Annotated in this window: 22 protein-coding genes, 1 tRNA gene and 2 pseudogenes; 14 read left to right on the plus strand and 11 right to left on the minus strand. The window is 42.0% G+C overall.

The window, feature by feature from the left end; genetic code table 11:
• Positions 1-108, plus strand: a pseudogene (locus HCR01_RS02595) (DUF3124 domain-containing protein); the annotation flags it as partial.
• A gap of 41 nt (positions 109-149) precedes the next feature.
• Here HCR01_RS02595 and HCR01_RS38350 read toward each other — a convergent pair.
• The 3 genes from HCR01_RS38350 to HCR01_RS02605 form a co-directional block, all read right to left on the minus strand.
• Positions 150-503 (minus strand): hypothetical protein, encoded by a 354-nt coding sequence (locus HCR01_RS38350; RefSeq protein WP_226889092.1) that lies wholly within the window; start codon positions 501-503, stop codon positions 150-152.
• Positions 504-681: 178 nt separating this feature from the next.
• Positions 682-810 carry a hypothetical protein gene (locus tag HCR01_RS39805; protein WP_264299871.1) on the minus strand — a complete coding sequence of 43 codons (129 nt, stop codon included), beginning with the start codon at positions 808-810 and terminating at the stop codon, positions 682-684.
• A gap of 503 nt (positions 811-1,313) precedes the next feature.
• On the minus strand, positions 1,314-2,867 hold the full coding sequence (locus HCR01_RS02605) for a cation:proton antiporter (RefSeq protein WP_193195158.1): 1,554 nt from the start codon (positions 2,865-2,867) through the stop codon (positions 1,314-1,316).
• Between the two features lie 242 nt (positions 2,868-3,109).
• On the opposite strand from HCR01_RS02605, the pseudogene HCR01_RS02610 reads away from it, so the two are divergent.
• Positions 3,110-3,604, plus strand: a pseudogene (locus tag HCR01_RS02610) (cation:proton antiporter); the annotation flags it as partial.
• Between the two features lie 227 nt (positions 3,605-3,831).
• Here HCR01_RS02610 and HCR01_RS02615 read toward each other — a convergent pair.
• Positions 3,832-4,269, minus strand: a complete 438-nt coding sequence (locus HCR01_RS02615) for a response regulator (RefSeq protein ID WP_193194275.1) — start codon at positions 4,267-4,269, stop codon at positions 3,832-3,834.
• Between the two features lie 427 nt (positions 4,270-4,696).
• On the opposite strand from HCR01_RS02615, the gene HCR01_RS02620 reads away from it, so the two are divergent.
• Both HCR01_RS02620 and HCR01_RS02625 read left to right on the plus strand, forming a co-directional pair.
• Positions 4,697-4,879 (plus strand): CsbD family protein, encoded by a 183-nt coding sequence (locus tag HCR01_RS02620; RefSeq protein ID WP_193194277.1) that lies wholly within the window; start codon positions 4,697-4,699, stop codon positions 4,877-4,879.
• A gap of 310 nt (positions 4,880-5,189) precedes the next feature.
• A complete protein-coding gene (locus tag HCR01_RS02625) occupies positions 5,190-6,041 on the plus strand; it encodes a DUF2382 domain-containing protein (RefSeq protein ID WP_193194279.1) in 852 nt (283 codons plus the stop codon).
• 120 nt (positions 6,042-6,161) lie between these two features.
• On the opposite strand, the gene HCR01_RS02630 is transcribed toward HCR01_RS02625, so the two are convergent.
• The 3 genes from HCR01_RS02630 to HCR01_RS02640 are packed head-to-tail and all read right to left on the minus strand — an operon-like array spanning position 6,162 to position 7,833.
• Positions 6,162-7,232: a glycerate kinase gene (locus HCR01_RS02630; RefSeq protein ID WP_193194281.1), complete on the minus strand. Its 1,071-nt coding sequence runs from the start codon at positions 7,230-7,232 to the stop codon at positions 6,162-6,164.
• Between the two features lie 32 nt (positions 7,233-7,264).
• The gene (locus tag HCR01_RS02635; protein WP_191759467.1) at positions 7,265-7,597 is read right to left on the minus strand and encodes a DUF565 domain-containing protein; all 333 of its coding nucleotides are present in this window, start codon (positions 7,595-7,597) and stop codon (positions 7,265-7,267) included.
• Positions 7,597-7,833, minus strand: coding sequence for a hypothetical protein (locus tag HCR01_RS02640; RefSeq protein ID WP_193194283.1), 237 nt, complete (start codon positions 7,831-7,833; stop codon positions 7,597-7,599). Before HCR01_RS02640 ends, HCR01_RS02635 begins: the two co-directional genes overlap by 1 nt.
• 756 nt (positions 7,834-8,589) lie before the next feature.
• Between HCR01_RS02640 and HCR01_RS02645 the strand changes: the two genes are divergently transcribed.
• Both HCR01_RS02645 and HCR01_RS02650 read left to right on the plus strand, forming a co-directional pair.
• The gene (locus HCR01_RS02645; protein WP_193194284.1) at positions 8,590-9,222 is read left to right on the plus strand and encodes a hypothetical protein; all 633 of its coding nucleotides are present in this window, start codon (positions 8,590-8,592) and stop codon (positions 9,220-9,222) included.
• A gap of 206 nt (positions 9,223-9,428) precedes the next feature.
• The gene (locus HCR01_RS02650; RefSeq protein ID WP_193194287.1) at positions 9,429-11,345 is read left to right on the plus strand and encodes an ArnT family glycosyltransferase; all 1,917 of its coding nucleotides are present in this window, start codon (positions 9,429-9,431) and stop codon (positions 11,343-11,345) included.
• 70 nt (positions 11,346-11,415) lie between these two features.
• On the opposite strand, the gene HCR01_RS02655 is transcribed toward HCR01_RS02650, so the two are convergent.
• Positions 11,416-14,841, minus strand: coding sequence for an ATP-binding protein (locus tag HCR01_RS02655; RefSeq protein WP_193195160.1), 3,426 nt, complete (start codon positions 14,839-14,841; stop codon positions 11,416-11,418).
• A 667-nt stretch (positions 14,842-15,508) separates the two neighbouring features.
• Here HCR01_RS02655 and HCR01_RS02660 point away from each other — a divergent pair.
• The 7 genes from HCR01_RS02660 (at position 15,509) to HCR01_RS02690 (ending at position 22,977) form a co-directional block, all read left to right on the plus strand.
• On the plus strand, positions 15,509-16,090 hold the full coding sequence (locus HCR01_RS02660) for a KaiA family protein (protein ID WP_193194289.1): 582 nt from the start codon (positions 15,509-15,511) through the stop codon (positions 16,088-16,090).
• 112 nt (positions 16,091-16,202) lie between these two features.
• Positions 16,203-16,511 carry a circadian clock protein KaiB gene (kaiB, locus tag HCR01_RS02665; protein WP_193194290.1) on the plus strand — a complete coding sequence of 103 codons (309 nt, stop codon included), beginning with the start codon at positions 16,203-16,205 and terminating at the stop codon, positions 16,509-16,511.
• 85 nt (positions 16,512-16,596) lie between these two features.
• Complete coding sequence (gene kaiC, locus HCR01_RS02670; RefSeq protein ID WP_193194292.1) at positions 16,597-18,159, plus strand: circadian clock protein KaiC; 1,563 nt, start codon at positions 16,597-16,599, stop codon at positions 18,157-18,159.
• Positions 18,160-18,263: 104 nt separating this feature from the next.
• Entirely contained in the window at positions 18,264-20,429 is a 2,166-nt protein-coding gene (locus HCR01_RS02675; RefSeq protein WP_193194294.1) for a TolC family protein, read from the plus strand.
• A gap of 397 nt (positions 20,430-20,826) precedes the next feature.
• A complete protein-coding gene (locus HCR01_RS02680; protein ID WP_193194296.1) occupies positions 20,827-21,204 on the plus strand; it encodes a hypothetical protein in 378 nt (125 codons plus the stop codon).
• A gap of 164 nt (positions 21,205-21,368) precedes the next feature.
• Positions 21,369-21,875 (plus strand): hypothetical protein, encoded by a 507-nt coding sequence (locus HCR01_RS02685; protein WP_193194298.1) that lies wholly within the window; start codon positions 21,369-21,371, stop codon positions 21,873-21,875.
• A gap of 322 nt (positions 21,876-22,197) precedes the next feature.
• The gene (locus tag HCR01_RS02690) at positions 22,198-22,977 is read left to right on the plus strand and encodes a photosystem II S4 domain protein (RefSeq protein WP_193194300.1); all 780 of its coding nucleotides are present in this window, start codon (positions 22,198-22,200) and stop codon (positions 22,975-22,977) included.
• Between the two features lie 12 nt (positions 22,978-22,989).
• Here the strand turns inward: HCR01_RS02690 and HCR01_RS02695 are convergent, their stop codons facing one another.
• Positions 22,990-23,772, minus strand: a complete 783-nt coding sequence (locus tag HCR01_RS02695; RefSeq protein ID WP_193194302.1) for an SDR family NAD(P)-dependent oxidoreductase — start codon at positions 23,770-23,772, stop codon at positions 22,990-22,992.
• 441 nt (positions 23,773-24,213) lie between these two features.
• On the opposite strand from HCR01_RS02695, the gene HCR01_RS02700 reads away from it, so the two are divergent.
• A tRNA-Val gene (locus HCR01_RS02700) sits at positions 24,214-24,287 on the plus strand.
• 94 nt (positions 24,288-24,381) lie between these two features.
• Here the strand turns inward: HCR01_RS02700 and HCR01_RS02705 are convergent.
• Both HCR01_RS02705 and HCR01_RS02710 read right to left on the minus strand, forming a co-directional pair.
• Positions 24,382-24,831 (minus strand): UvrB domain 3-containing protein, encoded by a 450-nt coding sequence (locus HCR01_RS02705; RefSeq protein WP_193194304.1) that lies wholly within the window; start codon positions 24,829-24,831, stop codon positions 24,382-24,384.
• Between the two features lie 161 nt (positions 24,832-24,992).
• A complete protein-coding gene (locus HCR01_RS02710; RefSeq protein WP_193194306.1) occupies positions 24,993-25,223 on the minus strand; it encodes a hypothetical protein in 231 nt (76 codons plus the stop codon).
• Positions 25,224-25,275: the final 52 nt, after the last annotated feature.

Below are 25,275 nucleotides of genomic sequence, written 5' to 3' on the forward strand. Positions count from 1 at the left end.
GTAGAGGCAATCATGATTGGTACTGACTTTCAACAAGGAATTTCTTTTATCAGTCCTAGTAGGGTAATTAAAAATCAGACTAGTAATCAGCGATCGCTTTCACCATAACTGTCTTAAAAAGCTCATTTCTCATTTGTAGTTTCTCACAACTAATTTAGGGAGGCTATATCTGTGTTTACCTGTGGTTCTGAGTAGGTAGACATATTAATGAGTATCAGAGGTTCATCGACAAAGCTCAAAGGTTCATCCACGAAGCTCAAAGGTTCATTCACGAAGCTCAAAGGTTCATTCACGAAGCTCAGAGGTTCATCCACGAAACTCAAAGGTTCATCCACGAAGCTCAGAGGTTCATCCACGAAACTCAAAGGTTCATTCACGAAGCTCAAAGGTTCATCGACAAAGCTCAAAGGTTCATCAACAAAGCTCAAAGGTTCATTCACGAAGCTCAAAGGTTCATCGACAAAGCACAGAGGTTCATTCACGAAGCTCAGAGGTTTATTCACGAAGCTCAGAGGTTCATTCACGAGTATCAAAGACTTATTTACAAGATTTGTATTGCTCCTAATCTCTACCTATAAACAAAATTTAATCAGTTCTAGAACTAGCCCTTTCAAGGTGCAATCCTAAACAATAAGTTTTCTTCGTGTCTTGGTGTCTTTGTGGTGAAAAGATAAATTTTATTTAACCACAAAGACAAGGGTAGCCGCGTGGGCGGGTTTCCCGCGCCACTTGCCACAACGGGGGGAACCCCCGCAAGGCAGTGGCTTGACTTGAGCGGACTGCCCGCACAAAGACACCAAGTTGAATCATGAAAAACCAGGTAATGAAAGCAGATTTTTCACCCACCTGGAAAGGGCTAGTCCTAAGTTCTATCTAAACCTCCACGTCTGAATAGGCACACCAGGAAATAAAAAGATTTCTTTCTATGCCCTCAGGACTTACGCACTCAGATCCCCCAACCCCCTTAAAAAGGGGGCTTTAGAAGTTTCCCCCTTAAAAAGGGGGCTTTAGAAGTTCCCCCTTAAAAAGCTACGGTGTACAAACATCTGTGTACAAAACCAAAATCGTTGTATATCCTCCTAAATCCCCCTTAAAAAGGGGGACTTTGAGAGGTTTTTGCCCCCCTTTTGAAGGGGGGTTGGGGGGATCAAAAGCCTGTGGGGCAACTCTAAAAGACTTGTGTGTACACCGTAGCCTTAAAAAGGGGAGCCAGCGCGGTCTTGGGGTCTCCCCAAGTGGAGCGACTGGCGTGGGTTAGGGGGGATCTAGGTTTCAAGCTTCAGTGCGTAAGTCCTAGCCCTATGCCCAACAACTTAATCATCATCAAGTTGAAGCAATTGTTCATCAATAGCTTGTATCCGCCTTCGCACAATTTCTTCTGAGAGAATTCGCTTCCGCATTGCCTCATTGAGCGCTCCTTTTTCAGCCAGTAGTAAACGGCGGCGAACGGCATCAAGTTTACTGAGCTCACCATTTTTGGCTTCCAACTCCTCTGGGCGACGATTATAAAATTCCCGCAATGCTTTTTCTGCTCCGGCAATTCGCACCTGATAAGCTGAACGCATCTCTTCATAGACGGCTTTTGGTAAGACCCCTGACTTTAATAAGCTATCTAATTCATCTTGTGCTGCTTTACCCGTCATCAATTGGGCTTGCAATTCTTCTACCTGCTGCTGAGCTTCTGAAAATTGAGATAATTTTAAGCGTTTTACCACCCAAGGCAAACTCAAACCCTGTCCTACTAACGACACCAGCACACTACCAAAGACTAAAGCGATGAGAACTTCTCGCCCTGGGAGTGTGGTAGGTAAGCTCAAGGCCAGAGCCATTGAGAGTGAACCTTTGATGTTGCCTAAAAACAGTAAATGTTGCCAACGCAGCGGAATTGGGCGGTCAAACCAACGAATTCCTGCTAGCAGTGGATAGACTGTAAGAACTCGCCCGATTTGATAAGCCAAAACTGCAAGTAGAATTGCAGGTAAAGTCCTCCAAAGCGTTATCAGATTTATTTCTACACCAATCAGCAGAAAAATAAAGGTGTTGACAGTAAAACTGGCATATTCCCAGAAACTTAATAAGGTAATGCGACTAGAAGCAGAAGTATTACGAGAAAGCCCAAAATTCCCGAAAATTAATCCAGCTACGACTACAGCTACAGCACCAGATACACCTAGAAATTGCCCTACCTGAAAAGTTCCTAACGCAACTGCAACTGTTAGTAAAAGACTGCTAAGAGGATCATCTAAACGGGTAAATACAGGTATACTTAAGTAGCCTAAGACTAACCCAACAAGGCAACCCCCCAGAGAGATAAATAGCAGTTGTTGGATTCCCTCTAGAAATGTGAGTGAACCTGTTGAATATACTTGCAAAATCAGGTTGAATGAAACTAGGGCGGCGGCATCGTTGAATAGGGTTTCTCCTTCAACAATGGTGGAAAGCCGAGAGGGTACTGGTATCTCTTTAAAGACGGCAATCATTGAAACTGTATCAGTGTTTGCCAGAATTACGCCGACAAATAAGGCAGGTATCCAACTCAGTCCCAGCCCAAACTTCAACAAGACGGCAATAATAGCACTAGAAAGCACAGCCCCAGGCCCAGCCAGAAGGGCAATTGGTTTAAACGTGCTGCGTAGACGGCTGACATCTGTATTAATGCCAGCTTCAAAGATGAGAATTGGTAGAAAAAGATTCAAAACTAGGGAAGGATCTAAGCCAATCGGACGAGACAATAACTCAGTAATTGGTAAACCTGCCAATACTAAGCCCGTAACATAAGGGATTCGCAATCGCCGGGATAGTAAAGCTACACCTGTAGCAACTAGCAAGAGAATAATTGAAACTTTGACTAATAGAGTAACATCCACATTACGTTCTGAAAAGTTATTTTGATACTGATAGATTCTCACCTTACAGTTGCTAAATTAGCAACTTCAGATTTGCAGTTGTTGGATTTGTGGTTGCGATCGCTTGTGTCTAAAATTTTTAACCTGTAAGCTCGGTTAGTTGTCAATTCTTGCTTTTTGACTAATTAAATTTTCCTATTGATCTAGTGTCGTCTGAAAATAGTCAGATAAAGATAAAGTGCAAAATTACCAGGAATCTCATTATGGTACTTGAATCAGCGATCGGTGAGGAAGTCATTGCAACCAATCTCAAGCAGTTTCTCTTGGTACTTTCAGTATCTTTAAGCGTAGCGACACTACCGCAGATATTTAGCTGGTTTCGCCAGATACCCTACACTTTACTACTGGTGATTGTCGGCTTAGGGTTGGCGTTGGTTGATGTCCGTCTGGTGACTCTTTCCCCCGAATTAATTTTGTCCATTTGTTTACCACCACTGTTGTTTGAAGCTGCATGGAATTTGAAATGGTCAGAATTGAAAAAGGATTTAGTGCCAATTTGCCTGTATGCAGTTTTGGGGGTAGTGATTTCGATTGTAGGGGTGGCGATCGCTCTCGATCAACTAGCTGGACTCTCGTTAACTACAGCTTTGCTTATTGGCGCTAGCCTGTCTGCCACTGACCCTGTTTCTGTCACCGCTTTGTTTCGTGAATTGGGTGTAGGTAGCCGTCTGGTCACTCTCATGGAGGGTGAAAGCTTAGTAGTTTTACAACTGAACAATTCCGAGGCGAACTACTAGCAATTGAAGCAGATACTTATGCAGAATTTGTTAAATCTGGTCGGTTAAATAAACAACTAGCACCCATACTTCAAGACGTTTTGCAATATGGAAATGAAAGAGAGGAGTAAGTTAATTTGTTGTTTGTTATTTGTCATTTGTTAAGAGTCATTTAGTTATTTTCTCCTCAGTTCCCAGTCCCCACGCTGCTATTCACGAGCTGATAATAAGTGAGCAATCTCATTTATAATTTCCTCTGGATTTTCAAGCTTGGCTATGAATCGATCAAAGCCAGCACTCAAAGCCTTGTGACATGAAACCTCACGTGTATAAGAAGTGAGGGCGATCGCTGGTAACTGCCGTAGAAATCGGCAAGAATGCACCCGAATTTGCCCAATCAACCAATTGCCATCATGATGGGGCAACTTTACATTACACAGCAGAATATCGGGATGAAGCGATTCGACCAAGGCGAGGGCTATTTCTGCATTAACGAAAGCCATCACCTCTGCACCTGATGCTTCCAGAATGAAGATGAGCAAGTCTGCAATGTCTGGCTCATCTTCCACCAGCATGATCCTGATTCCAACAAGGTGCTGAAGCAAATTTGTCTTACTTTCTTGAGCGCTGGTTTGGTCTTTCGCCATGCTGTTCCTTAATCACTTAGCATACTCTACTTTTTCTATTGCAACGCATGGAGCGAAATAAGTGTTCCCTCTAAATAAACACATTTAGATAAAAAAGCATTATCGACGTGAATAAATTTATTTACGGAGCAATCTTGACCGTCTGATTAAATGAGCGATCGCGCCTAAAGTTAATACCAAAATAGTGAAGCTATTAGATACTAAGAACCAATTTAGCGATTATCAGAGTTTGGTGCAATGATCGTGTGTTTCTAAGTAATTCATTGCCAGTTATATAATATTGCTCTTTCGGAATAGAATCCTATGTATCTTCTGGAAGAAGACACAATATAAAAGATAAAGCTAATCTGTATACAGAATAACAAAACGACTTCTAAGTTTAAATCAAGCTTTGAAATCGGTCTTGTCAAAAATAAGGAGAAGCAAAATGAGTATAGAAGATAGAGCAAAAGCTGCTGCTAAAAACGTTGAAGGCAAAGCCCAAGAAGCACTAGGAAATATTACTGGCGATCCTGAAGATAAAGCCAAAGGTAAAGCTAAGCAAGCTGAAAGCGAAGTTCGTCATGGCGTAGAAGACGTTAAAGATCAAGTTAAGAAGAATATTGACTAGTAAAAGTTCTAATTTTCCTAGTCTACTATAGAACACGGTTAAAAGCTGGATAACCGTTGTGAAATCGACCCCTTTATTGGACTTAATTGGACTCTCAAAGGGGTCAATTTTATAAATCAATAACAAAATAATTCGTAATACTTGCCTCCGGTGAGAAGCAAGCTACGTAATTCAAGAAAGTGCAGAACCACTGATTGCAACTACGAATTACGTTAACGCAGCGGGGTGTAGTCTATTCTCAATTACGCAATTACTTTGACTGTCCTTTAAAGACGTAAAAACCAACTGTACCAAATAGGAGTAAATTGTTATGGCTCTTGTAAAAATCGCAGACTTCGATCCCAACTATCATGAAAATTTTGATGAAAATGATATCAAGGGAATGGATATCTATACAGATAGGGATGAGAAGATTGGTACAGTCAGTGATGTTTTAGTAGATGAAGAAGGTCTTTTCCGATATTTTGTTGTTGATTTGGGCTTCTGGATTTTTGGCAAAAAAGTACTATTACCAGTTGGTCGTTCCCGGCTTGACCAGAACTCTGACCGCATCTACGCTGTGGGGATGACTAAAGAGCAAGCGGAAAATTTACCTGAGTTTAACGAGCGCCAAGAGGTTGATAGTGACTACGAAGAACGGGTAAGGCAAGTATATCGCCCAACATTTCTAGACGCAGAATCTTCGACTGCTAACACTTACAACCCCGATACCTACAACTACCAACAAGAGCCGTCTTTGTACGATCTCAATGACCAGGATCATCAAACCTTCAAACTGTATCAAGAACGGCTAATTGCAAGTAAGACTCGCATTAAGACAGGAGAAGTAGCGATTGGCAAGCGTGTTGAAACTGAAACTGCACGGGTTTCAGTACCAATCGAAAAAGAACGAGTTGTGATTGAACGAGTGACTCCAGTAGATGCTGGAAAAGCGGTTGCGCCTGGTAGTGTTAACTTCAGCGAAGGTGAGGTAGCACGCATAGAAGTTTATGAAGAGACGGCTGACATTCACAAAGAAGCATTTGTGCATGAAGAAGTTAGAGTCAAGAAAGTGGTAGAGCAAGAAATGGTTGAAACGCAAGAAACGCTTCGTCGAGAAGAGTTAGATGTTGAGACCGATGGACTTCCCGTTGTGGAAGGCTCAGATTCAAATTTAATTTAATTATGTTTGAGCGAAATTCAAAGGCGAGCAGTTTTAAATCTGCTTCCACTTAAAAATAATACAGGCGAGTTGCATTTGAGGCTCTGCCTGTATTTTTGATTATCCAGTTTCAATTTGGTATCAGGTGCGATCGCCTACGGCGGGGCGTAGCGCATCGCTATATACTGCACTAAAACTATGATCAGCTTGAATCTCAATAACTAAATCCACCGCTGTGGGATCTTCTAGCAGTGACTTGATGAATAATTCTGGGTGAAGCGATCGCCAAAAATAGTTGACAAATTGCTCTATCTCTGCGTCAGGCATCCCCGATTTACCAGCAGCAATCATCTGTTGTTCCGCCTGTTTACGCCACTCCAAAGAACAGCGGTAATCGGTTGGATATAGCAAAATTAAGCTGTCTAATCGCGCCCACAGTGGAACATAATCGTGGAGGCGGTGATTTATATCACGGGCAAATGTTCTATCTTCATCTGTGATAATTGGTGGCGGTGCAGTATCAAATATATCTGCGTTAATTGGCCGCACACCCACAAACCAACCTTCAAATAGTACAATATCCACACCTGTGATCATTTCTGGAGTAGTGCGATCGCCAGCACCTCCATAGGCAGATTTATCAAAACGGGGAACCATAACTGGACTTTGCCGCTGGCGAATCTGATCTAGTAAATTTAAGCCTAAGTCTATATCATGGGTTCCTGGTGGCCCCCGCCAAATCAAGCGAGGATCTTGCTGTATTAAGGCTAGACGATCGCTATAAGTTTTGTACAAGTCATCCAAAGATAAACTGAGAGTCCGGTATCCCAACTGCTGAAGAATCAAGGTGAGAACCTTGGACATTGTGGTTTTACCTGTGCCTTGCGCTCCCAAAATCCCCTGAATTAGAGGTCGTTCCAACTGTTGGCGGTGCGATGCTAGTTTGATTCCCAGAGGTAGCCACAAGTCCCACAACACCTGTAACATTTCCTGGGGTTGCACCATGAGGGTAGTTTGGCAGAATTCGCTAAAAGCTGGCAAAACAGATTTTAGTAGATGCGATCGCACTTGGATAACTTCATCTACATTTTCTGATGTGATCCCAAAAGCTTTTGCCCTTAACTTATCTCTCAGCGCTGCTTCTCTGACTTCTTGCCGCCAACTTTCTTGTGCCTCTATTCCAGTCAAAATCTCTCTAAACCACGACTTCATAAATTTACAGTCTCCCCCTGCCCCTATTCTTCTCACGATCCCAGCTTAAAGGCTTCAAGAAACAGGCTATAGATGAAACCAACTTTCAGGAAATTTAGTGAGTCTACCCAAAGCGATCGCCTAGACAAAAAGCTCTGACTATAAAATATTCTGCTAGTAAATTCTGTCAACACCACTAAAAATGCAGCCACCACAATGTCTAAGAAACCCCTTTGACCAGCTGTAGTAGAAACTGCGTTTCCTACAAAAAAACCGAACAAAAAACTAATTATCAGCAGCGAGAGTCGCCGCCAAGGATTCAAAAACCATTGTCCCAAACGGCTAGCAATGGCATCGAAAAGGTTGTTGAGACGAGTGTTTTGCATCAGTGAGGCTTCTGGGCAAAAGTCATTGGGGATTGGGAACTAGGGACTGGGGATACTTCCCTACGAGATGCTACGCGTAGCTTGCTTACCCGTAGGGGTACGACATGGTTCATTGGTGTCAACTTAACGTGAAAGCCTAGTCTGATAAGCATTTCAAAGTTTTTCGATGTACCACCGAGACTTGAGATCCCCCCTAACCCACGCCAGTCGCTCCACTTGGGGAGACCCCATCGCATGATTGCGTCTCCCCTTGGGAGAAGACCGCGCTGGCTCCCCTTTTTAAGGGGGAATTAGAATCGAATGCCCCCTTTTGAAGGGGGTTGGGGGATCTGAAACTACTGGAAATTGAGTGTTTGAGCTTAAGTTGACACCAATGGACATGGTTCGACTCCGCTCACTAGCCGCTCAGCGCATCGCTGGGGATTGGGGACTCTGACGCTCGTACTTTGCTATCGCTCTGCGACTAGTTGAAATATTCTTAATATTAAGGATATTGCTTCTAGCATAAGCTTCTTTGTTAATATGTGAATATGTACTGGTTTTCCAGTGTCCAAAAAAGTTTATATATCTTAATTATTTTTAGGGAAGTTATTGATCCCCAAGATGGAGTTGTCCGTCTTTTAGTATCTCACAGCTTAGTGGAGTTATCTATAAGGTTTGGCAGAAGACGCCTTGTTGCGATCGCTAGCGGCCTAACTGAAATTCTGATTTTTCTACAAAAATAATTCGCTGACTCTGTATCAAGTTTTACTTTTTTATTCTATGTCTACGGGTAATACCCAAACAAAAAGACGTCTACATCCCTTCTGGGAAAAGCATCAAGAGAATTATTCTCATCGAAGGTTTTCTAACAAAAATAATATTTATGATACATTTGATACCTAAATTTAAAGAGAATCTATAATAAGCTACTTTCTTTGACTGCCTTTTGTGATAATGGGCTACTATTTGGTCAAGCCTAAACAAAATACTTATTTTTAAAGACTATCAATATGAGATTTTCAGTGTACCGTAACGTTGGTGTTACAGCTTTTTGCTTGGGATTGCTTGGGCTAATGGTGGGATGCTTTGAGATGAGCGTATCTTTTGAGCCGGAAAACCCTGATGTATCTACACAAAGGTCAACAGAGACTTCACAGTTAGAGAGAACTCCCTCTGTACCTGTTTTACCTGAAAAAGCAATCTCTGCTAGCCTAGCTACTTCAGCTACAATCCCAACTAATCAAGTAGAATATAGCACTAGAGAAAATACTCATCCTGTCTTGGCTCGGAATCGATCATCTGGTAAAGTCAAAGGATTAGGGACTTTGCGGATGAGCAATCTCACCAATCAACCTGTTCGGCTGGCCCTACTGGCAAGGCAGTCAGGAGCCAAAGGCACAGTTTCTAAACAGGCTAATTATGATGTTCCGGCACATTGGGATTTTGCTCCTAAAGAAGGTGGTGAAAAGGGGCTGATTTTATCTTTGCCTCAAGGGAACTTAAAGCTGGAAAAGGGAGATATTTTAGTTGCCTTTGCCCAAGATGGTTCCCGTCGTTACTGGGGGCCTTATGTTGTGGGAGAAACTCCTTCACCTAAGTGGAATACCCAAAACAGGGAATGGCAACTAGTTCTGAGTCCATAGGTTGTAGTTCATAGTCAAAAACCAATGAAAAACTCAAAAATAAAGAAGAACAAAACATCAATAACCAACGACTATTAAACCAGTGAACAGTTACTAAGATTTCAAGCAGAAATTTGGCCCCTAACTCAAACGAGCCATTTATATTAGTGGGGGACTCAGCAGAATGATATCTGATAACTGGTAACTGATTGTTGACTATTGATTGATTGAGGCTGAAATTGAGTGTTAAAAGCGCTGTTGAGCAGTGGTTCAACAATCTAGAAAAGCGTCCAGCCCTTGCTGTGACTGTTTCGATTTTGTGGTTGAGTTTAATTGGTTGGGTAGCTTTTGGGTGGAATTTAGGCAGCATTGGCTTGATTGATGAAACAGAGCCACTGTTTGCCGAAGCTTCGCGTCAGATGTTTGTTACAGGTGATTGGGTTACGCCATTTTTTAATGGCGAGACTCGTTTTGATAAACCTGTTTTAATTTATTGGTGTCAAGCGATCGCTTATGCAATCATTGGGGTAAATGAGTGGGCAGTGCGTCTACCCTCTGCGATCGCCGCGATGACCGTAATTAGTTTGGCTTTTTACACTGTCCAGTGGTGTTTAGCAAAACAAGACAAATTAGAAAAAGTTTCACGTCCTGCTCGCCGCTACTTAACAGCGTTTATGGTAGCAGCTATCATGGCACTCAATCCCGAAATGATTATTTGGGGGAGAACTGGTGTCTCAGATATGCTACTCACCGGATGCATGGCATCAGCTTTGTTATGCTTCTTTTTGGGGTACGCAAGCAAGGGAGAGACTGGGCATTGGGGACTGGCGATTGGGAAACTGGGGACTGGGGAGGAATTTTCTCGATCCCCATTCCCAAATAAGTGGTACTTAGCTTGTTATGTGCTAATTGCGGCTGCAATTCTAGCTAAAGGCCCAGTGGGAATTGTTTTACCAGGGTTAATTATTGCCGCGTTTTTGCTCTATTTAGGAAAGCTGCGGGAGGTGCTGCAAGAAATGCGCCCTCTGATGGGTATCTTGATTATTTTTGGTTTATCAGCGCCCTGGTATGCGTTAGTGACTTGGCGCAATGGCTGGGGTTATATTAACTCCTTTTTTGGTTATCATAATCTGGAACGCTTTACGGGCGTTGTCAATCACCACTCAGCTCCCTGGTATTTTTACTTTTTAGTGGTGCTGTTAGGTTTTGCACCATATTCAGTGTATTTGCCGATCGCAATAGTTAGGCTAAAATTTTGGCAGCGATCGCACTGGCGTTTCCAGGAACGCTCTGAGCAATTAGGTTTATTTGCGTGGTTCTGGTTTGCTGGCATCTTTGGCTTTTTTAGCATTGCTGTCACCAAACTTCCTAGCTACGTGTTGCCTTTAATGCCAGCAGCAGCTATCCTTGTGGCGCTGTTGTGGAGCGACTTTTTTCCAGTTCTGAAGACAAAGCAAACTCTACTTTCCCCTCCCACTCCTTCCCTCTCCCACTCCTCCTTTTTCCGGGTAAGTGGTTGGGTGAATGTAATATTTTTATCATTTCTGGCAACAGGAATGTTTAATTTAAGCCACTTATTAGGTAGAGATCCGGCTGTACCAAACTTCCGTATACTAATTCAACAGTCAGGTTTACCAGTAACAGGGGGTGTAATTTGGCTTGTTTGTGCTGTTTTGGTTGCAGGTTTACTACTAAATCGCCGCTGGAATTATATCATCAGTATTAACACGCTGGGATTTATGGCGTTTTTAATTGTTGTCTTGACGCCTGCTTTGTTCTTCATGGATCGGGAACGTCAATTACCTTTGAGGGAATTATCTGTGATGGCACTGCAAGCCAAACAACCAGATGAAGAATTAGTGATGATGGGCTTTAAAAAACCTAGTGTGGCATTCTATAGTCAAACCCAGGTAAATTATTTAAGATTTCCTCAAGAAGTTGTCCAGCATATTCAAAACGAGGCAGCTAAAACACCACAGCCACCTTCGTTACTGCTTCTGGCTGAACAGAAAAAGTTTCTCAAAATGGACTTACAGCCAGATGATTACAAAAATTTAGCTACCAAGGGTGCTTACAACTTAATTCGAGTTCCTTTTAAGAAAAGGAAAAATGAAAAAATGGATATATCATTTAATGTTCATTAAATTGTGATTTTGTCATTTGTCCTTTGTAAAAAACCAATAACTAATGACTAGTGACTAATGACCAATGACATCATTCACATTTATTATGTTGACCATTGGCAGCTAAAGCTTGATTGATCTGGTTTAATAAGTCTTCCATTGATATTGAACGCGGTAGGATTTGAGTTGCGATCGCGCTCACAACAGTTTCTAGAGATTCCAATCCATTTTTCCTCTGCTTTTGCCCTTGCTCGTGAGCTTGAGACTGAGAAATTACCTCGGTACAAGTTAATCGCTGGTTGAGTACCAAAATTGGTGGTAACTTGAAAGGTAAATCTTTCAAAGCTCTCAGAGCTTTTAGTATCTCTTTATGAATGGCAGATTCTCCTAGACAAATCAGTAATAAGTCAACGCTTTGGTGACGAATTTGTTGTAGCACTTCTGCCCAACAGTGAGCCATCGCTGCTTTAAAGCCTGCTGTTTGTAAATACTGAATTAAGGCTTGGAACCATTCAGATCCGCGTTCAGCAGTTTCACTACTGATTGAACAATTTTTTTCTGCTCGATAACCTTTTACCTGCTTGCGTCTTCCCTGCGGTAAATCACGCAGCACTGTCAAATCCACCACTAATATATTGGGAGGGCAGCAGATACCAGAGGCAATTTGCAGTACTGACAATAAAGCATCTGTTTTCCCGCCGCGATTGTTGTTGCCAATTGGTGTTAAACAGGGAAACACAGATAACCCTGGTATCTGAGAGGCCGCCAAGGTGGTTGCGACATCACAAGTAACCAGCGGTAGAGCAGCCAAACGTGAGTGTCCAATCAGTTTTTGTAGGTAAGTTTGGGCGACAGAACCTTCTACATCTAGTAAAACTACATCGAACTGCCAAACTCGCGCTAAGAGTTCTGCCTGATCTAAGTCATCTACTTCAATCACCCGGTGTTCTCGAAGTGACGAGTGAGGATTTACCGATTCCAACTCAGGATTCACCAACCTGAGAATTCGTAGTGGAGTGTTAGTCGGGCTGATTTTACGACTATCTGACCCTAGCTGAGGAACTTCTGGTGTGGCACATAATTTTTCTAGGATCGGTGCTAAGACCTGATGCTCGACTGGCAAGCTTAAAAAACCATCGGCTCGATTAGCAAATGCTTGCTCCTTTTCGGCTCCCGTCGCTGTGACAATTACAGAGATATGACGGGTTGCAGTATCAGATTTTAATAGGGTCAGTACATCCCAACCTGACAACAAGGGTAGCAAGGGGTTCAAAAATATCGCTATTGGTTGCAAGCGCCTAGCTTTTTCTACTGCCTCTGTTCCCGATCGCGCAATGACTACTCGATAACCTAAACCTTTGAGTTGTTCGGTCAAATCCTCGATATATCGGGCTACTGCTTCGACTACCAAGACCAAACGTTGCGAAGATGTGGGGTGATGGTGTGAGGGCGCACTCAAAAGCTGACGAGCTGTTGTTGTGATTCCTCTGGGCTGTATCTCCCCGTTTTCACTGGTTCCCACCTCTGGCTCAGAAAAGCTTGTTTTCGGAGGGCTGGGCGGTAAAAGTAGTGTGAATTGGCTGCCTTTACCTTCACGAGATAAGAAACTGACATCACCTCCATGAAGGCGAGCCAGTGCCCTGGTTAATACTAGCCCCAGACCTGTGCCTTCAAACTGGCGGGTGAGAGGATTTTCTAATTGTTGGAATTTTTGGAATATTAAATGTTGTTGGTGTTCGGGAATGCCAATGCCTGTATCCCAGATTGTAAAGGCAATCCATCCTTCCCACCGACTTACCCGCAGCCCAATTTCGCCAGATATTTCAGTGAACTTAAAGGCGTTGGAAAGTAAATGTACTAGCATCTGACGTAAGCGCAATTCATCTGCCACGATCTGGTCTAAGCCTAGTTCAATGGAGAGAGTAAATTGAGGAGTCGATGAACGGGCTTCAGATTGGGCGGCTGATGATTTGGTAGTTTGAGTGTGGATAGCTGTTGCTTCCGATAGGGCGCGATCGCACACAGCCCGAATTTTGACTGGGGTTAATGTCAAATCCATCTGTCCCGTTTCCATGCGGGTCAGATCCAAAATGTCATTGACTACACTCATCAAATGGCGTCCACTTTGATGAATTAATCCGGCATAACGGGCTTGACGCTCGTTGAGTTCTCCCAATTGCTGATCTACAAGCAACCGTGATAACCCCAAAACGGCAGTCAACGGAGTCTTCAGTTCATGACTAATACAAGCTAAAAACTCATCTTTTAACCGATTCAATTGAATTAAATCGGCATTTTTAGCAGCCAGTTCTTTGCAAAGCTGCTGCTGTTCAGTCACATCAGTAGCTAACACTAACCATAAGTCAGTGTTGTGAGCGTAGCGGGGCGCAGTCCGTGCTGAAGAACCAGCCGCGTGGGCGGATCTCTCGATTTGAGAAGCCACTGCGTTGCTCAGAAAAACTTCTGACTCAGCATTTATGACTTTCAGATCAGGACTATCTAACGGGATTTTGGCAAACTGCCAGATTCGCTCCTGACCGTTTTGAACTTCGACAACGCAGGTGCAAGTACCTACCTGACTATCCAAGAAGCACCGACTAAATGGAGTCTCTATAACTGCTTGTTGTTCCTGGTTGTAAGACTGTGAGATTGGCAAGCCTGGTTGAGGTATTGCTTCACCCTGTAACGATAAGGGATGTTCTTCTAGATGATTTATGCTCGGCGTCGGTTGTCCCTCATCACCAAGCTCATCTCCTCTACCATTGGAATGAACCTTGACTGCTTTTTGAGTGGCGTATTCTGTTTTTTTGACTTTGGCGGGGGCAAGTATTGCCTCAACCTGTTGCTTAACTCCTTCTGGATCTTTTAAAACTCCTAATTGCTGCCACCAAGCTGGATTTTGCGCCACTACCTCGCCTGTACCCGTTTGCAACATCAAAGGCCAAGGCAGTCTTTCCAATAGCTGTACTAATGACTTGTGTTCATTTTGCACCCGCACCCGCGAGTGAGTTGTCACAGGCGCATCATACTCTTGGGGTGTCTCTTGAGGCGACATTTGGGCGGTTGAGCCGAGTGGAAATGAGCCTGTGGCTCTCTGCTTCGCCAACAATTGCAACAAGCGTAAGTTATCTACCAGCCCCAAAAACTTGCCATCGGAGTCAATTAGCGCCCAATCTAAATTCTGGTGTTTTTGGGCTTGTTGGTAACGCAACCACCAACTTAATTGCTCTACATGCTTGGAAGCTGGTATTGTCTGTATTGGGTCAATTAGAGCTTGACCTAGGGTGGAGAGTGACTGCTGTAAATTTAAAAATGTATCACCATCATCTGCTAATAATTTTTGTATTAAACGGGCAGAATACAGCAAACCTATGGGGCTTTGCTGTTGATTCACTACCACCAAGCGATCGCACTGCTCTTTCTCAAAAATCTCCAGCACCACTGCCAGAGTACTTGTTTCTAAGCAGCTGGGTACGGTTGCTAGAAAGTCATAAAGCGGGTACTGTAGCATTGACATAGGGATTTGGGGGTCATTCTTCCTGTGGAAACCTCCGGCATGATCATCTGGCAACTGCTGATGCTCTTTGAGCCTGAAGTAATATTCTCCAAGAAGACTCACATAAGCGATTCTGGTTACACCAACGCCACTAAAATCATCTAATGGGCTTTGCCCTCAAAGACACTTGACTGGTCTAAATTTTCCAAGCGGTGGCGTTTATATTTGCCGCTCTCAAATTTTTCAGTGACTAGCCTGATTTTGTATCCTACTGGTATTGAAACTCCTCATCGATAGCAACGGTTAAAACAATTATGGCTCCAAAGATTCGCTTTAGAACCTTGAGGAATTATAATGATTTAGAATGCGACAATCCTTTAAGTTCGTTTAAGTATCTTATCAAGGAGTGAAATCTAGAAATCTGTATGTAGATAGATATGCATATGCGAATCATAATTTAGATACTGCACCTTCTGTGGCAAACGCCTCATCAACGACCTACTAAGTCTTACTACTTAGTCGCTGCATCAGGTTGTTAAGTAACCAGCACTTTGTCTTAACACAAAGTATTTGCCTGAGATGGAACTCACAGGTTTACTCCACATTCAATTTTAAACTGCAAGCTTTTGCCATACCTATCAGCTAACCACTCTTGGTCAAGGCGATCAAGGAGATATGTAAATAATAAATGTTACTACCCATATTGATTCTGCAACCTCATGTTAAAAAATGTTTAAATAATTCCTCTTCTCTGTCCAAACAGCAAGGTTTGAGCGAGTTGATGTGGAAATTTTTCTATATAATCATTGGACGATTGGGCTACCAGCCTGTAGCTGCAACTATCCCTATTAAAACTCACTATTTACCTGGGTGGGTGCAACCAAACTTGCATGAACAATCCATAGACACAAATTGCTATGTATTTACGTGTCACAAGCAAATAAATCAGCAGATATTTCAGCAGATGACTCCAACTGATCAACAAGTACTGTTGGAGCAGCTTAAATCAGATTACAGCCAAATACTCATATACTATTTTACCGCAGAAAAAAATCTTAAAGAAAAAATTGATAAATTTATCAATGCTGTATTTTATGCTAATATCCCTGTGCCTCAAATCATCAAAATTCACATGGAACTAATTGAAGAATTTTCTATACAGCTAAAATTAGAAGGAAGGAGTGATGAAACATTACTTGATTACCGCTTGACATTGATAGATATCTTGGCTCACTTGTGCGAAGTTTATAGAAGTTCAGCTTCTAAATAGATTCAATTTATTTATTTTATGTTTAACTTAGCACAGGCTGCTACTATAACTTTCGTCACACTCCCCAAGCACATCTTAATATTTATATTCTCAAGCCTAGCCTGTAAACAATATGGATAAAGCTAGAAAAACTTATGTTCTCAAGCTTTATGTAGCAGGGAACACTCCTAATTCAGTACGGGCCTTAAAAACACTCAAAAATATTTTAGAGCAGGAGTTTCAAGGTGTTTATGCTTTGAAAGTAATCGATGTACTAAAAAGTCCACAGTTGGCAGAAGAAGACAAAATATTAGCCACGCCAACGTTATCAAAAATTTTGCCCCCGCCCGTTCGCAAGATTATTGGAGATCTTTCAGACAGAGAAAGAGTGTTAATTGGATTAGATTTACTTTATGAAGAACTGAGTGAAGAAAACTTTTAAGAGTGAAATATCTAATCATAAAAAAATTGATTACAAACTTTAGTAATAGAATAACTGGGTTTAATACCTAATTTGTTACCAAGCAATGAGTGAAAAAGACCAAGCAGAGCAAAACAAAACACCGTTAATTGGGGGTGTAGAAAAAATCCGCACGATGATAGAAGGTTTTGACGATATTAGTCATGGCGGCTTACCTGTTGGTAGAACTACCTTGGTAAGTGGCACATCTGGTACAGGCAAAACTTTATTCTCTCTTCAGTTTCTCTATAACGGTATCACCTACTTTGATGAAGCAGGAGTATTTGTCACTTTTGAAGAATCACCCAGCGACATTATTAAAAATGCTTATATTTTTGGGTGGAATTTGCAACGCCTCATTGATGAAGGTAAGTTGTTTATTCTTGATGCTTCTCCTGATCCTGAAGGACAAGATATCGTCGGTAACTTTGACCTTTCGGCACTCATTGAGCGATTACAATATGCTATTCGCAAATACAAGGCAAAACGGGTTTCAATCGATTCAATAACAGCGGTATTTCAGCAGTATGAAGCGATGGGAGTAGTACGGCGTGAGATTTTTCGTCTTGTAGCACGTCTCAAACTACTGAATGTCACTACCATCATCACCACTGAACGTAGCGACGAATATGGCCCTGTTGCCTCTTTTGGGGTGGAAGAATTTGTTTCCGATAATGTGGTAATTGTTCGCAATGTATTAGAAGGAGAACGCCGACGCCGCACAAGTGAAATCCTCAAATTACGCGGTACAACTCACATGAAAGGCGAGTATCCTTTCACAATTACCAATGAAGGAGTCAACATCTTCCCTTTGGGGGCAATGCGCCTAACTCAAAGGTCTTCTAACGTACGCGTTTCCTCTGGGGTCAAAACCCTAGATGAAATGTGTGGAGGTGGATTCTTTAAAGATTCAATTATTTTGGCAACGGGAGCCACTGGTACTGGTAAGACGCTGTTAGTCAGCAAGTTTATTCAAGATGGCTGTCTTTCTGGCGAACGAGCAATACTATTTGCTTATGAAGAATCACGCGCTCAATTGTCTCGCAATGCCTCTTCTTGGGGAATTGATTTTGAAGAATTAGAACACCAAGGTCTACTCAAAATAATTTGTACATATCCCGAATCAACTGGTTTAGAAGACCACTTGCAAATTATTAAATCAGAAATTGCTGTCTTTAAGCCAGCCCGGATTGCAATTGATTCCCTCTCAGCACTAGCTAGAGGAGTAAGCAATAATGCATTCCGGCAATTTGTGATTGGTGTTACTGGTTACGCGAAGCAAGAAGAAATAACTGGTTTTTTTACCAATACAACCGATCAATTTATGGGGTCACATTCAATTACAGATTCCCATATTTCCACGATTACAGACACAATTTTGATGTTGCAATACGTAGAAATTCGTGGAGAAATGTCACGAGCAATTAACGTATTTAAAATGCGGGGATCATGGCACGACAAGGGTATCCGTGAGTACAATATCACTGCCGATGGCCCCGAAATTAAAGATTCTTTCCGTAACTACGAACGAATTGTCAGTGGTGCTCCGACCCGCGTTAATATTGATGAAAAGGCGGAACTTTCTCGCATTGTTAGGCGTTTTGAAGACAAACAGAGTTCCGATCCTTAAATTTGGTATCGTAGTATATCCCTTCCTAAATTTAGTATCGTGCTATATTCTGTGGTGAGGTAAAGGTTTCTGCCGCTAGATTGATTTTCGTGTGAGGCGATGCGGTGAAAGGACAGCAATTATTCCATAGCTTCTTACCTGGTGTGACAGCAGCAGTCTTAACAACCCAGCCTGCTTGGGCTGGTACTGTAAAAGTAAGTGGGGTACAACCAACGTCTTCTCCTAGTGTTTTGACTTCTACTTATAGTCGAACATTAGTTACGGACATCATTACTACCCAACTGCCTAATACTGGGGATGTTAGTATTCCAGCCCTAGTACCTGCTCCTAGTTTCACTAAACTCGGTGTAAAGCCTTTAATTAATCATAGTATTCCAATGCTTGTGACTTGGTACACTAGTGTACCAATAGAACAAGTCTCTAAGAGAGATAAAGGTAGATTTTTCAGTTTGACACCTACCTCTGATCTCTCTCAACAGCCAGATGTGAATTATTCTGCTCAAAACCAACAACAGAGTAATTCAGCCACTTATAAGCAGAAATTAGAAAATATAGTAGTTTCCAACTCTACTGCAAAACCTGCTTTTATCGCAAAAAAAATCTTGCCACTGGCTGCTGTGAAGAAGCCAGCGGTTCCGAAAAAAAATGTTGATACTCAGTTACAAACATTTTTACAGACTTCAGCTACAGGTGTAACAGCAGCAGAATTGTTGGCAGTCGATAGGTGTCCGCAGCAAGTAGGAAAAAGCCAAACTGCTCCTCGGACTTACTTACTTTTTGCCTCAAATACTTGCCCACAACAAAATACTGCTGGAAAACGTGTAGCTCAGAATAATATCCCTAGTGCGCCAGGAACGGTAAACCCTGTACCACCCGGTTCTGTGCAAACGCCTGTTGTGCCAGGAACGGTAAACCCTGTGTCGCCCGGTTCTGTGCAAATTCCTGAGAATCTCAATCCCAGTCCAAATCCTCTGCAATATCCCACTAAACCAGAGGAAGTGACACTTGAGAGAAATGAGCCGATTACTTTGGCACAGGCTCTAGAGCTAGCACGGCGTAATAATCGGGATTTACAGGTAGCGATATTGCAGCTAGAACGCAGTAGAGCTGCTGTACGAGAGCAGCAAGCTGCTTTGTTTCCTAATCTTAGTATTGGTGCGGACATCACTCGTCAGCAGTCTGCTAGTACTCAGCTTCAGTTGGAACAACAAGAACGGCAAACGGGTATACCACAGCCGGGGGATGAAGCTAGTACAGCTTTTTCCGGTCAAGCCGAACTGACGTATAACCTCTACACTTCTGGGAGACGGCAAGCTGCTATCAGACAGGCTGAGGAACAGGCACGATCCGATGAGTTGGCTTTAGAGACTCAGTCTGAGGTAATTCGGCTGAATGTTTCTACTGACTACTACAATTTGCAACAAGCAGATGAAAACGTCAGGATTGCCCAGTCGGCTGTGCAGAACTCCCAAGCTAGTTTGCGTGATGCAGAAGCTTTAGAACGAGCGGGAGTTGGTACTCGGTTCGATGTATTGCGCTCTCAGGTGAATTTAGCAAATGCCCAACAAGATCTGACTAGGGCTATATCTGAGCAGCAAGTTGCCCGTCGTCAGTTAGCTACTCGGTTAAGTTTGACGCAGTCAGTAAATATCAGTGCGGCTGATCCTGTGCAATTAGCTGGTCTTTGGAACCAGACGCTAGAGCAAAGTATTGTGCGAGCTTTTCAAAACCGTCCAGAATTGCAACAGCAGTTGGCGCAACGTAACATTAGTGAGCAACAGCGACGCCAAGCCCTTTCAGAGCTTGGCCCTCAAGTTAGTTTGGTTGCCAGCTACAATCTGCTAGATCAGTTCGATGATAGTGTTAGCGTTACCGATGGTTATTCGGTGGGTGTGAGGGCTAGCCTGAATTTATTCGATGGGGGAGCGTCAAGAGCAAGGGCGGCTCAAGCAAGAAGTAATATTGCGATCGCAGAAACTCAATTTGCTGAGCAACGCAATCAAATCCGCTTTCAAGTAGAACAAGCTTTTTCTACCCAGCAATCTAATTTGAACAATGTTCAAACCGCCAATACTGCTTTAGAACAGGCTAGGGAAGCTCTACGTTTAGCGCGTTTGCGATTCCAGGCTGGTGTAGGTACTCAAACTGATGTCATTAACTCTGAAAACGATTTGACAAGAGCCGAAGGTAATCGAGTCCAAGCGATTTTGGATTACAACCGTGCTTTAGCTCGGTTACAACGAGCCGTCACAGCTAGAGGATTACCCTAGTACCACCACGCATCTGCCTCAAGGCATCGCGGAATAAAACACCATTTCTAATTGAAAATCTCCAAAAAAATCTTCTACTCTAGTGTAATTACTGAGTTAGAAGATTTTTTTTGTAAAAAAAATTGTGTTAAAACACATTCATAATAGGCTATACTCCGTTAGCCTCACGTAATTAGTAGTTCGTAATTAAACGTGAGTTGAATAAACTTCTTCTTGCCTTGAACTGATAGTTAAAGTCAAACAGAGGGATGGTTTTGTGTAGTAAAACAGAAATACTTAGGATATGAATTACGAATTACGTAGCTTGCTTCTCGCCGGAGGCGAATATTACGAATTACGAATTACAAAATTGGACTAACATAACTGAGTGTTCAATCCCTCGCCTTGTCAAGAATTCATGACTAAAGTAACATCACAAGAGATTGCACAGTTTCGCTCTCAATTAGCAGATGATCTCGTAGCTCTAGAAGCGCTGGACTTGATTGAAGACTGTGATGGAGATTTAGAAGATGCAGCGATGACGCTAGCTATTCGAGCCGGACAACAACCCGAAAGAGCAAATTCAGAGTGGTTAGACGCTTTGGCTAGAAAATGGCGTGCTGTGATTTGTGAACAAGAATATCGGGAAGAATTGCTGAACAGATCGCTTCAGAAGATGATGGAACACCTTAAAACAATGCCGACGTTTCCTAAGATTTTAGCAACGCCAGTTTTGATATATGTCCTCAAGCAAGGCGTGAGTAATTTTTGTGAGCCACTGGATTCGCTCAAGTGATTGGTTGATTTAGATTGAACTTGTACTATTCTCGATTTAGGGAGATGGGAGCTTTCTGACGAGTGACATCTTTATTCTGACCCTGCCCAACGACAGATTGATGCAACTAGTACTGTTACGCTGTTAATTAAAGCAAAACTTTTATTAGACACTATTGTTAATCAATGAATTACCTTGTTGCTGTATTACCAGACCGTATTCAAGCTGAAGCTGCTTATTTAGCCTTAGAAAAAGAAGGCATAAACAGTACTATCCTGGGCAAGGGGTATAAAACTGCTGACGAGTTTGGTTTAATCGACCCCAAAGAGCAAGCCAAAAAGCAAGCACGGCTGATGACAATCTGGCTAGTACCATTCGGTTTTTTTGCAGGATTTACCTTCAGCCTCATTACAGGTTTAGACACTTTTGCCTGGGCGGGTGAAATTGGTAATCACATCGTTGGCGGACTGTTGGGTGCTGCTAGTGGTGCTATGGGTGGTGTAATTGTCGGTGGCGGAGTCGGTTTACTCGTGGGAAGTGGTGATGCTTTGCCTTACCGCAATCGTTTGGATGCGGGTAAATACTTAATTGCAGTTCAAGGTTCTGAAACTCTCACTCGGCAAGCAACCAGAGTTTTACGTCAGTTTGAGCCAGAAAATATTCAGGGTTATGCTGACACAACTAGCGTGTAGCTAATAAATCATAGTTTACATGTGACGAGATAGCGACTTGAGTTGCTTTCTTGTTCTTTGGAGGTGGCGCAAGCCGCTACTATAAAAAACAAATCTTAAGTTAAGAGGTTGTTAGGGGTGAGAGTTCCTGATAATTGGCATACGTCAGAGGTGCAAGATTTGTTATCCAACTATACCTAAAACTTGGCGATCGCTCGTAGTTAATCTGAGGTGTATGCTTAATGCACATTAGAGATGAAAGCCTGCTGGAATGGGAATTAAAGTTAGAATTAAGATAGTTTTAGCAGATTAATTCTCAACTGATAACTCATAATTTTTCAGAATGTTGCCAAGAGAAGAACTTTTAAAAGGTGTAGAAAATCGAGATAGTATAGCTCGTGTAATTGATCAAGCGGAGCAAGCCATCAAAACTTGGGAAGTGGTTTTGACGGATTTTTTATCTCCTCCAGAATTGGTAGAAATTCAACGAGTGTTTAGTCGCTTAACAGAAGTGCAACTGGTAGCATGGGGTGGATATCCGCAAGCTGAACGCAAAAGAATAGCGATCGCGCGTTCGGAAATTCCCCTAGATCAGTCTCAAGTTAGTCTCGTAGTACTAGAAATTGCTGGAAATTTCTTGTTTGACACAGCAACTCACCGCGACTTTTTAGGCGCAATGTTGGGGACGGGAATTGTCCGCGAAAAGACTGGAGACATTATTGTTTTAGGGGAACGAGGAGCGCAAGCAATTGTAGCACCAGAGTTGACGGAATTTTTGGAAATGAGTCTTAAACAGGTGCGATCGGTTAGCGTGAAAACTCAGCCGATTGATATCAACGAGTTAAAAGTTCGGGAACCGAAGAAAAAAGAATTAACCACTGTCGAGGCTTCTTTGCGGTTAGATGCGATCGCCTCTGCTGGTTTTGGGATGTCTCGCAGCAAAATGGTAGATTTAATCGACTCCAGTGATGTTCGCGTCAATTGGAAGGAAGTTACTCAAGCTAGTTCTCAGGTTAAATCAGGTGACTTAATCGCTATTCGCGGTAAAGGACGTTTAGAAGTTGGTGAAATCGCCGTCACTAAAAAAGACCGTTACCGAGTGCAATTGACACGGTATATGTAGAGGTAAAAGTTCTCATTCTTCAACTTTAAAATGTTTTGCCAACATATTTAGTAAAATTTGGCGTGGTACGAGCCGAGATAATTTACTTCTGATTTGAGTAGTGGTATCTGAACTAATAACAGTTGGATACCCATTTTCTAAAGCTTGTAGCGATTCTTGAACCACTTTTTCGACAGAATAAACCTTATCTGTACTTTCTGCCAGTGCTGGAGGAAAATTAGCTTCTGCAAAAAAGTTGGTTTCTATTGGCCCTGGACAAGTAACTAAAACTCGAACACCATAGTCACGATTTTCTGCCCAAAGTGCCTCACTAAAACTGAGAATAAAAGCTTTACTAGCGGCATAAACAGAAAGGTATGGTATCGGTTGAAATCCGGTAATTGAGGATACGTTAATAATACTTCCTGAACGACGTTGGCGCATTAGGGGTAGAAACTTATGGGTTAAATCTACCAATGCCAAAATGTTTAATTGTACGATTTTAAGTTGTCTTTCAACATCTCCTTCGGCAAAGTCTCCATAGTACCCAAAACCAGCATTATTGATTAATAAGTCAATTATTAATCCCTGATTTTTCGTAGCATCAAATACACTGGCAGCCGCATTAGGTTCTGTGAGGTCTTTAATAATAACGTCTACTTGAATTTTGTATTGCTCTTGTAGTTCTTTAGCTAATAGGTTTAGTTTTTCTTCAGAACGAGCAACAAGAACAAGATTTGTATTGCGTGCAGCTAGTTCTTTAGCAAAGGCTTTACCAATACCACTAGATGCGCCAGTAATTAAAGCAGTTGACATTCTATCTATTAAAATCGTTTTTATCCACTTGATAAATATTAACTATACTTACTATCAATTTTTCACTATCTAGAGTTATATACCAACCAGGGTAAAGTAATTGTCAGTAGGATAGATAGTTTTCCAGCTTTCCATTAAATAGTAACAATGGTTATATGTAATTTGTATCATTAGCAAAAAATCGCATTAACGTTGGGATTTACATCTGCATTTGGGAATAATAAACCAAGTGTTAATTATCTTAAATATGGCGTTTTTACACAAAATTAACTGAAAAATTCTACATAAAAACCCTCAAAATAACTCGCTACAGCCGAAATAAAGGATCAGTTACGTTATGTTATGGCGTAGGCGTAGCCCAACCTAGGCATCGCCTGATTCCTGCTTTTAATCTTGGCTTCTCAGGGAAATGTATGCTATATTTGATAATTGTGTGGTTAAGGACGTATAGCTCAGTTGGTTAGAGCGCTACGTTGACATCGTAGAGGTCACTGGTTCGAATCCAGTTACGTCCATCTATTATATAGTGACAAATTATCTGTCACCAATGACAGATTAATGTGAAAAGGCGGCGTTGAAGGCACTTTGTCAAGGATATACGGAGACTTGTTAAAATACCGTTGTAATACCGTTGTAATCAATTAACAAGCCGTTATTTTTACCTTCATGGACGCGGTTTGCACGGGCGATCGCTTGCATGAGAGTATGTCCTTGTAAGGGTTTATCGACGTAGAGGGTCGCAAGGCTAGGGATATCAAAGCCAGTTAACCACATGGCGCAGACAATGGCAAAACGGAAGGAGTATTTCTCGTTTTTAAATTCTTCCTCTAGATTGAGACTTTTGATAATCTGACGATGGGGAACTATATCTAAACCCCAATCTTTGAAAGTTTTAACTTCGTTTTGGGCTTCGCTGATAACGACTAAATATTCTGTTGACTGCAACCATTGCAAATGTTGCTGATACTCCATCTCCTCTTGTTCATCAGCGGCTTGTTTAACTAATTGTTTCTGTATTTGTATCGTTTGCCTCCAGTATTTATGGATAAGTTCGTGCATCCGCACAGCAGTAATCTTGTACTGACTCCTATATTAAAACGTGGATATATCTTGCTAATGCGCTGGTAAATGTGAATATATAGTTTCTCTTTAGCAATTGTACGCTTGGCACGAAATCTTGCTCCATCAGGTTTTTCTTTATGCTTGTTGTTTAGGCGAAACTACATTGCTCCTAAAACTACGTCTAAGCATTGTAATACTGGATGATCGTGTGATTTAACCTCAGCCATCTGATTTTTATCAAGGAAAATACCTGCACTTTGGAATTGAGGATTTTTATTTAAGCCGAGCAAAAAGTTTTTAAAGCTGGCTGCTTTTTCTCGTGTATCAGGAAGGTCATCTAGATAAAGTCTAACTCTTATTCTTTCCTGTTCTGAGTTAGAGTGTTGCAATCCGAAAACGTGTTTAATAAATTGATAGTAAAGTAAAAAATACTCATTATGA

This window comes from Nostoc sp. MG11 (assembly GCF_014904695.1).
Taxonomy (GTDB): domain Bacteria; phylum Cyanobacteriota; class Cyanobacteriia; order Cyanobacteriales; family Nostocaceae; genus Komarekiella.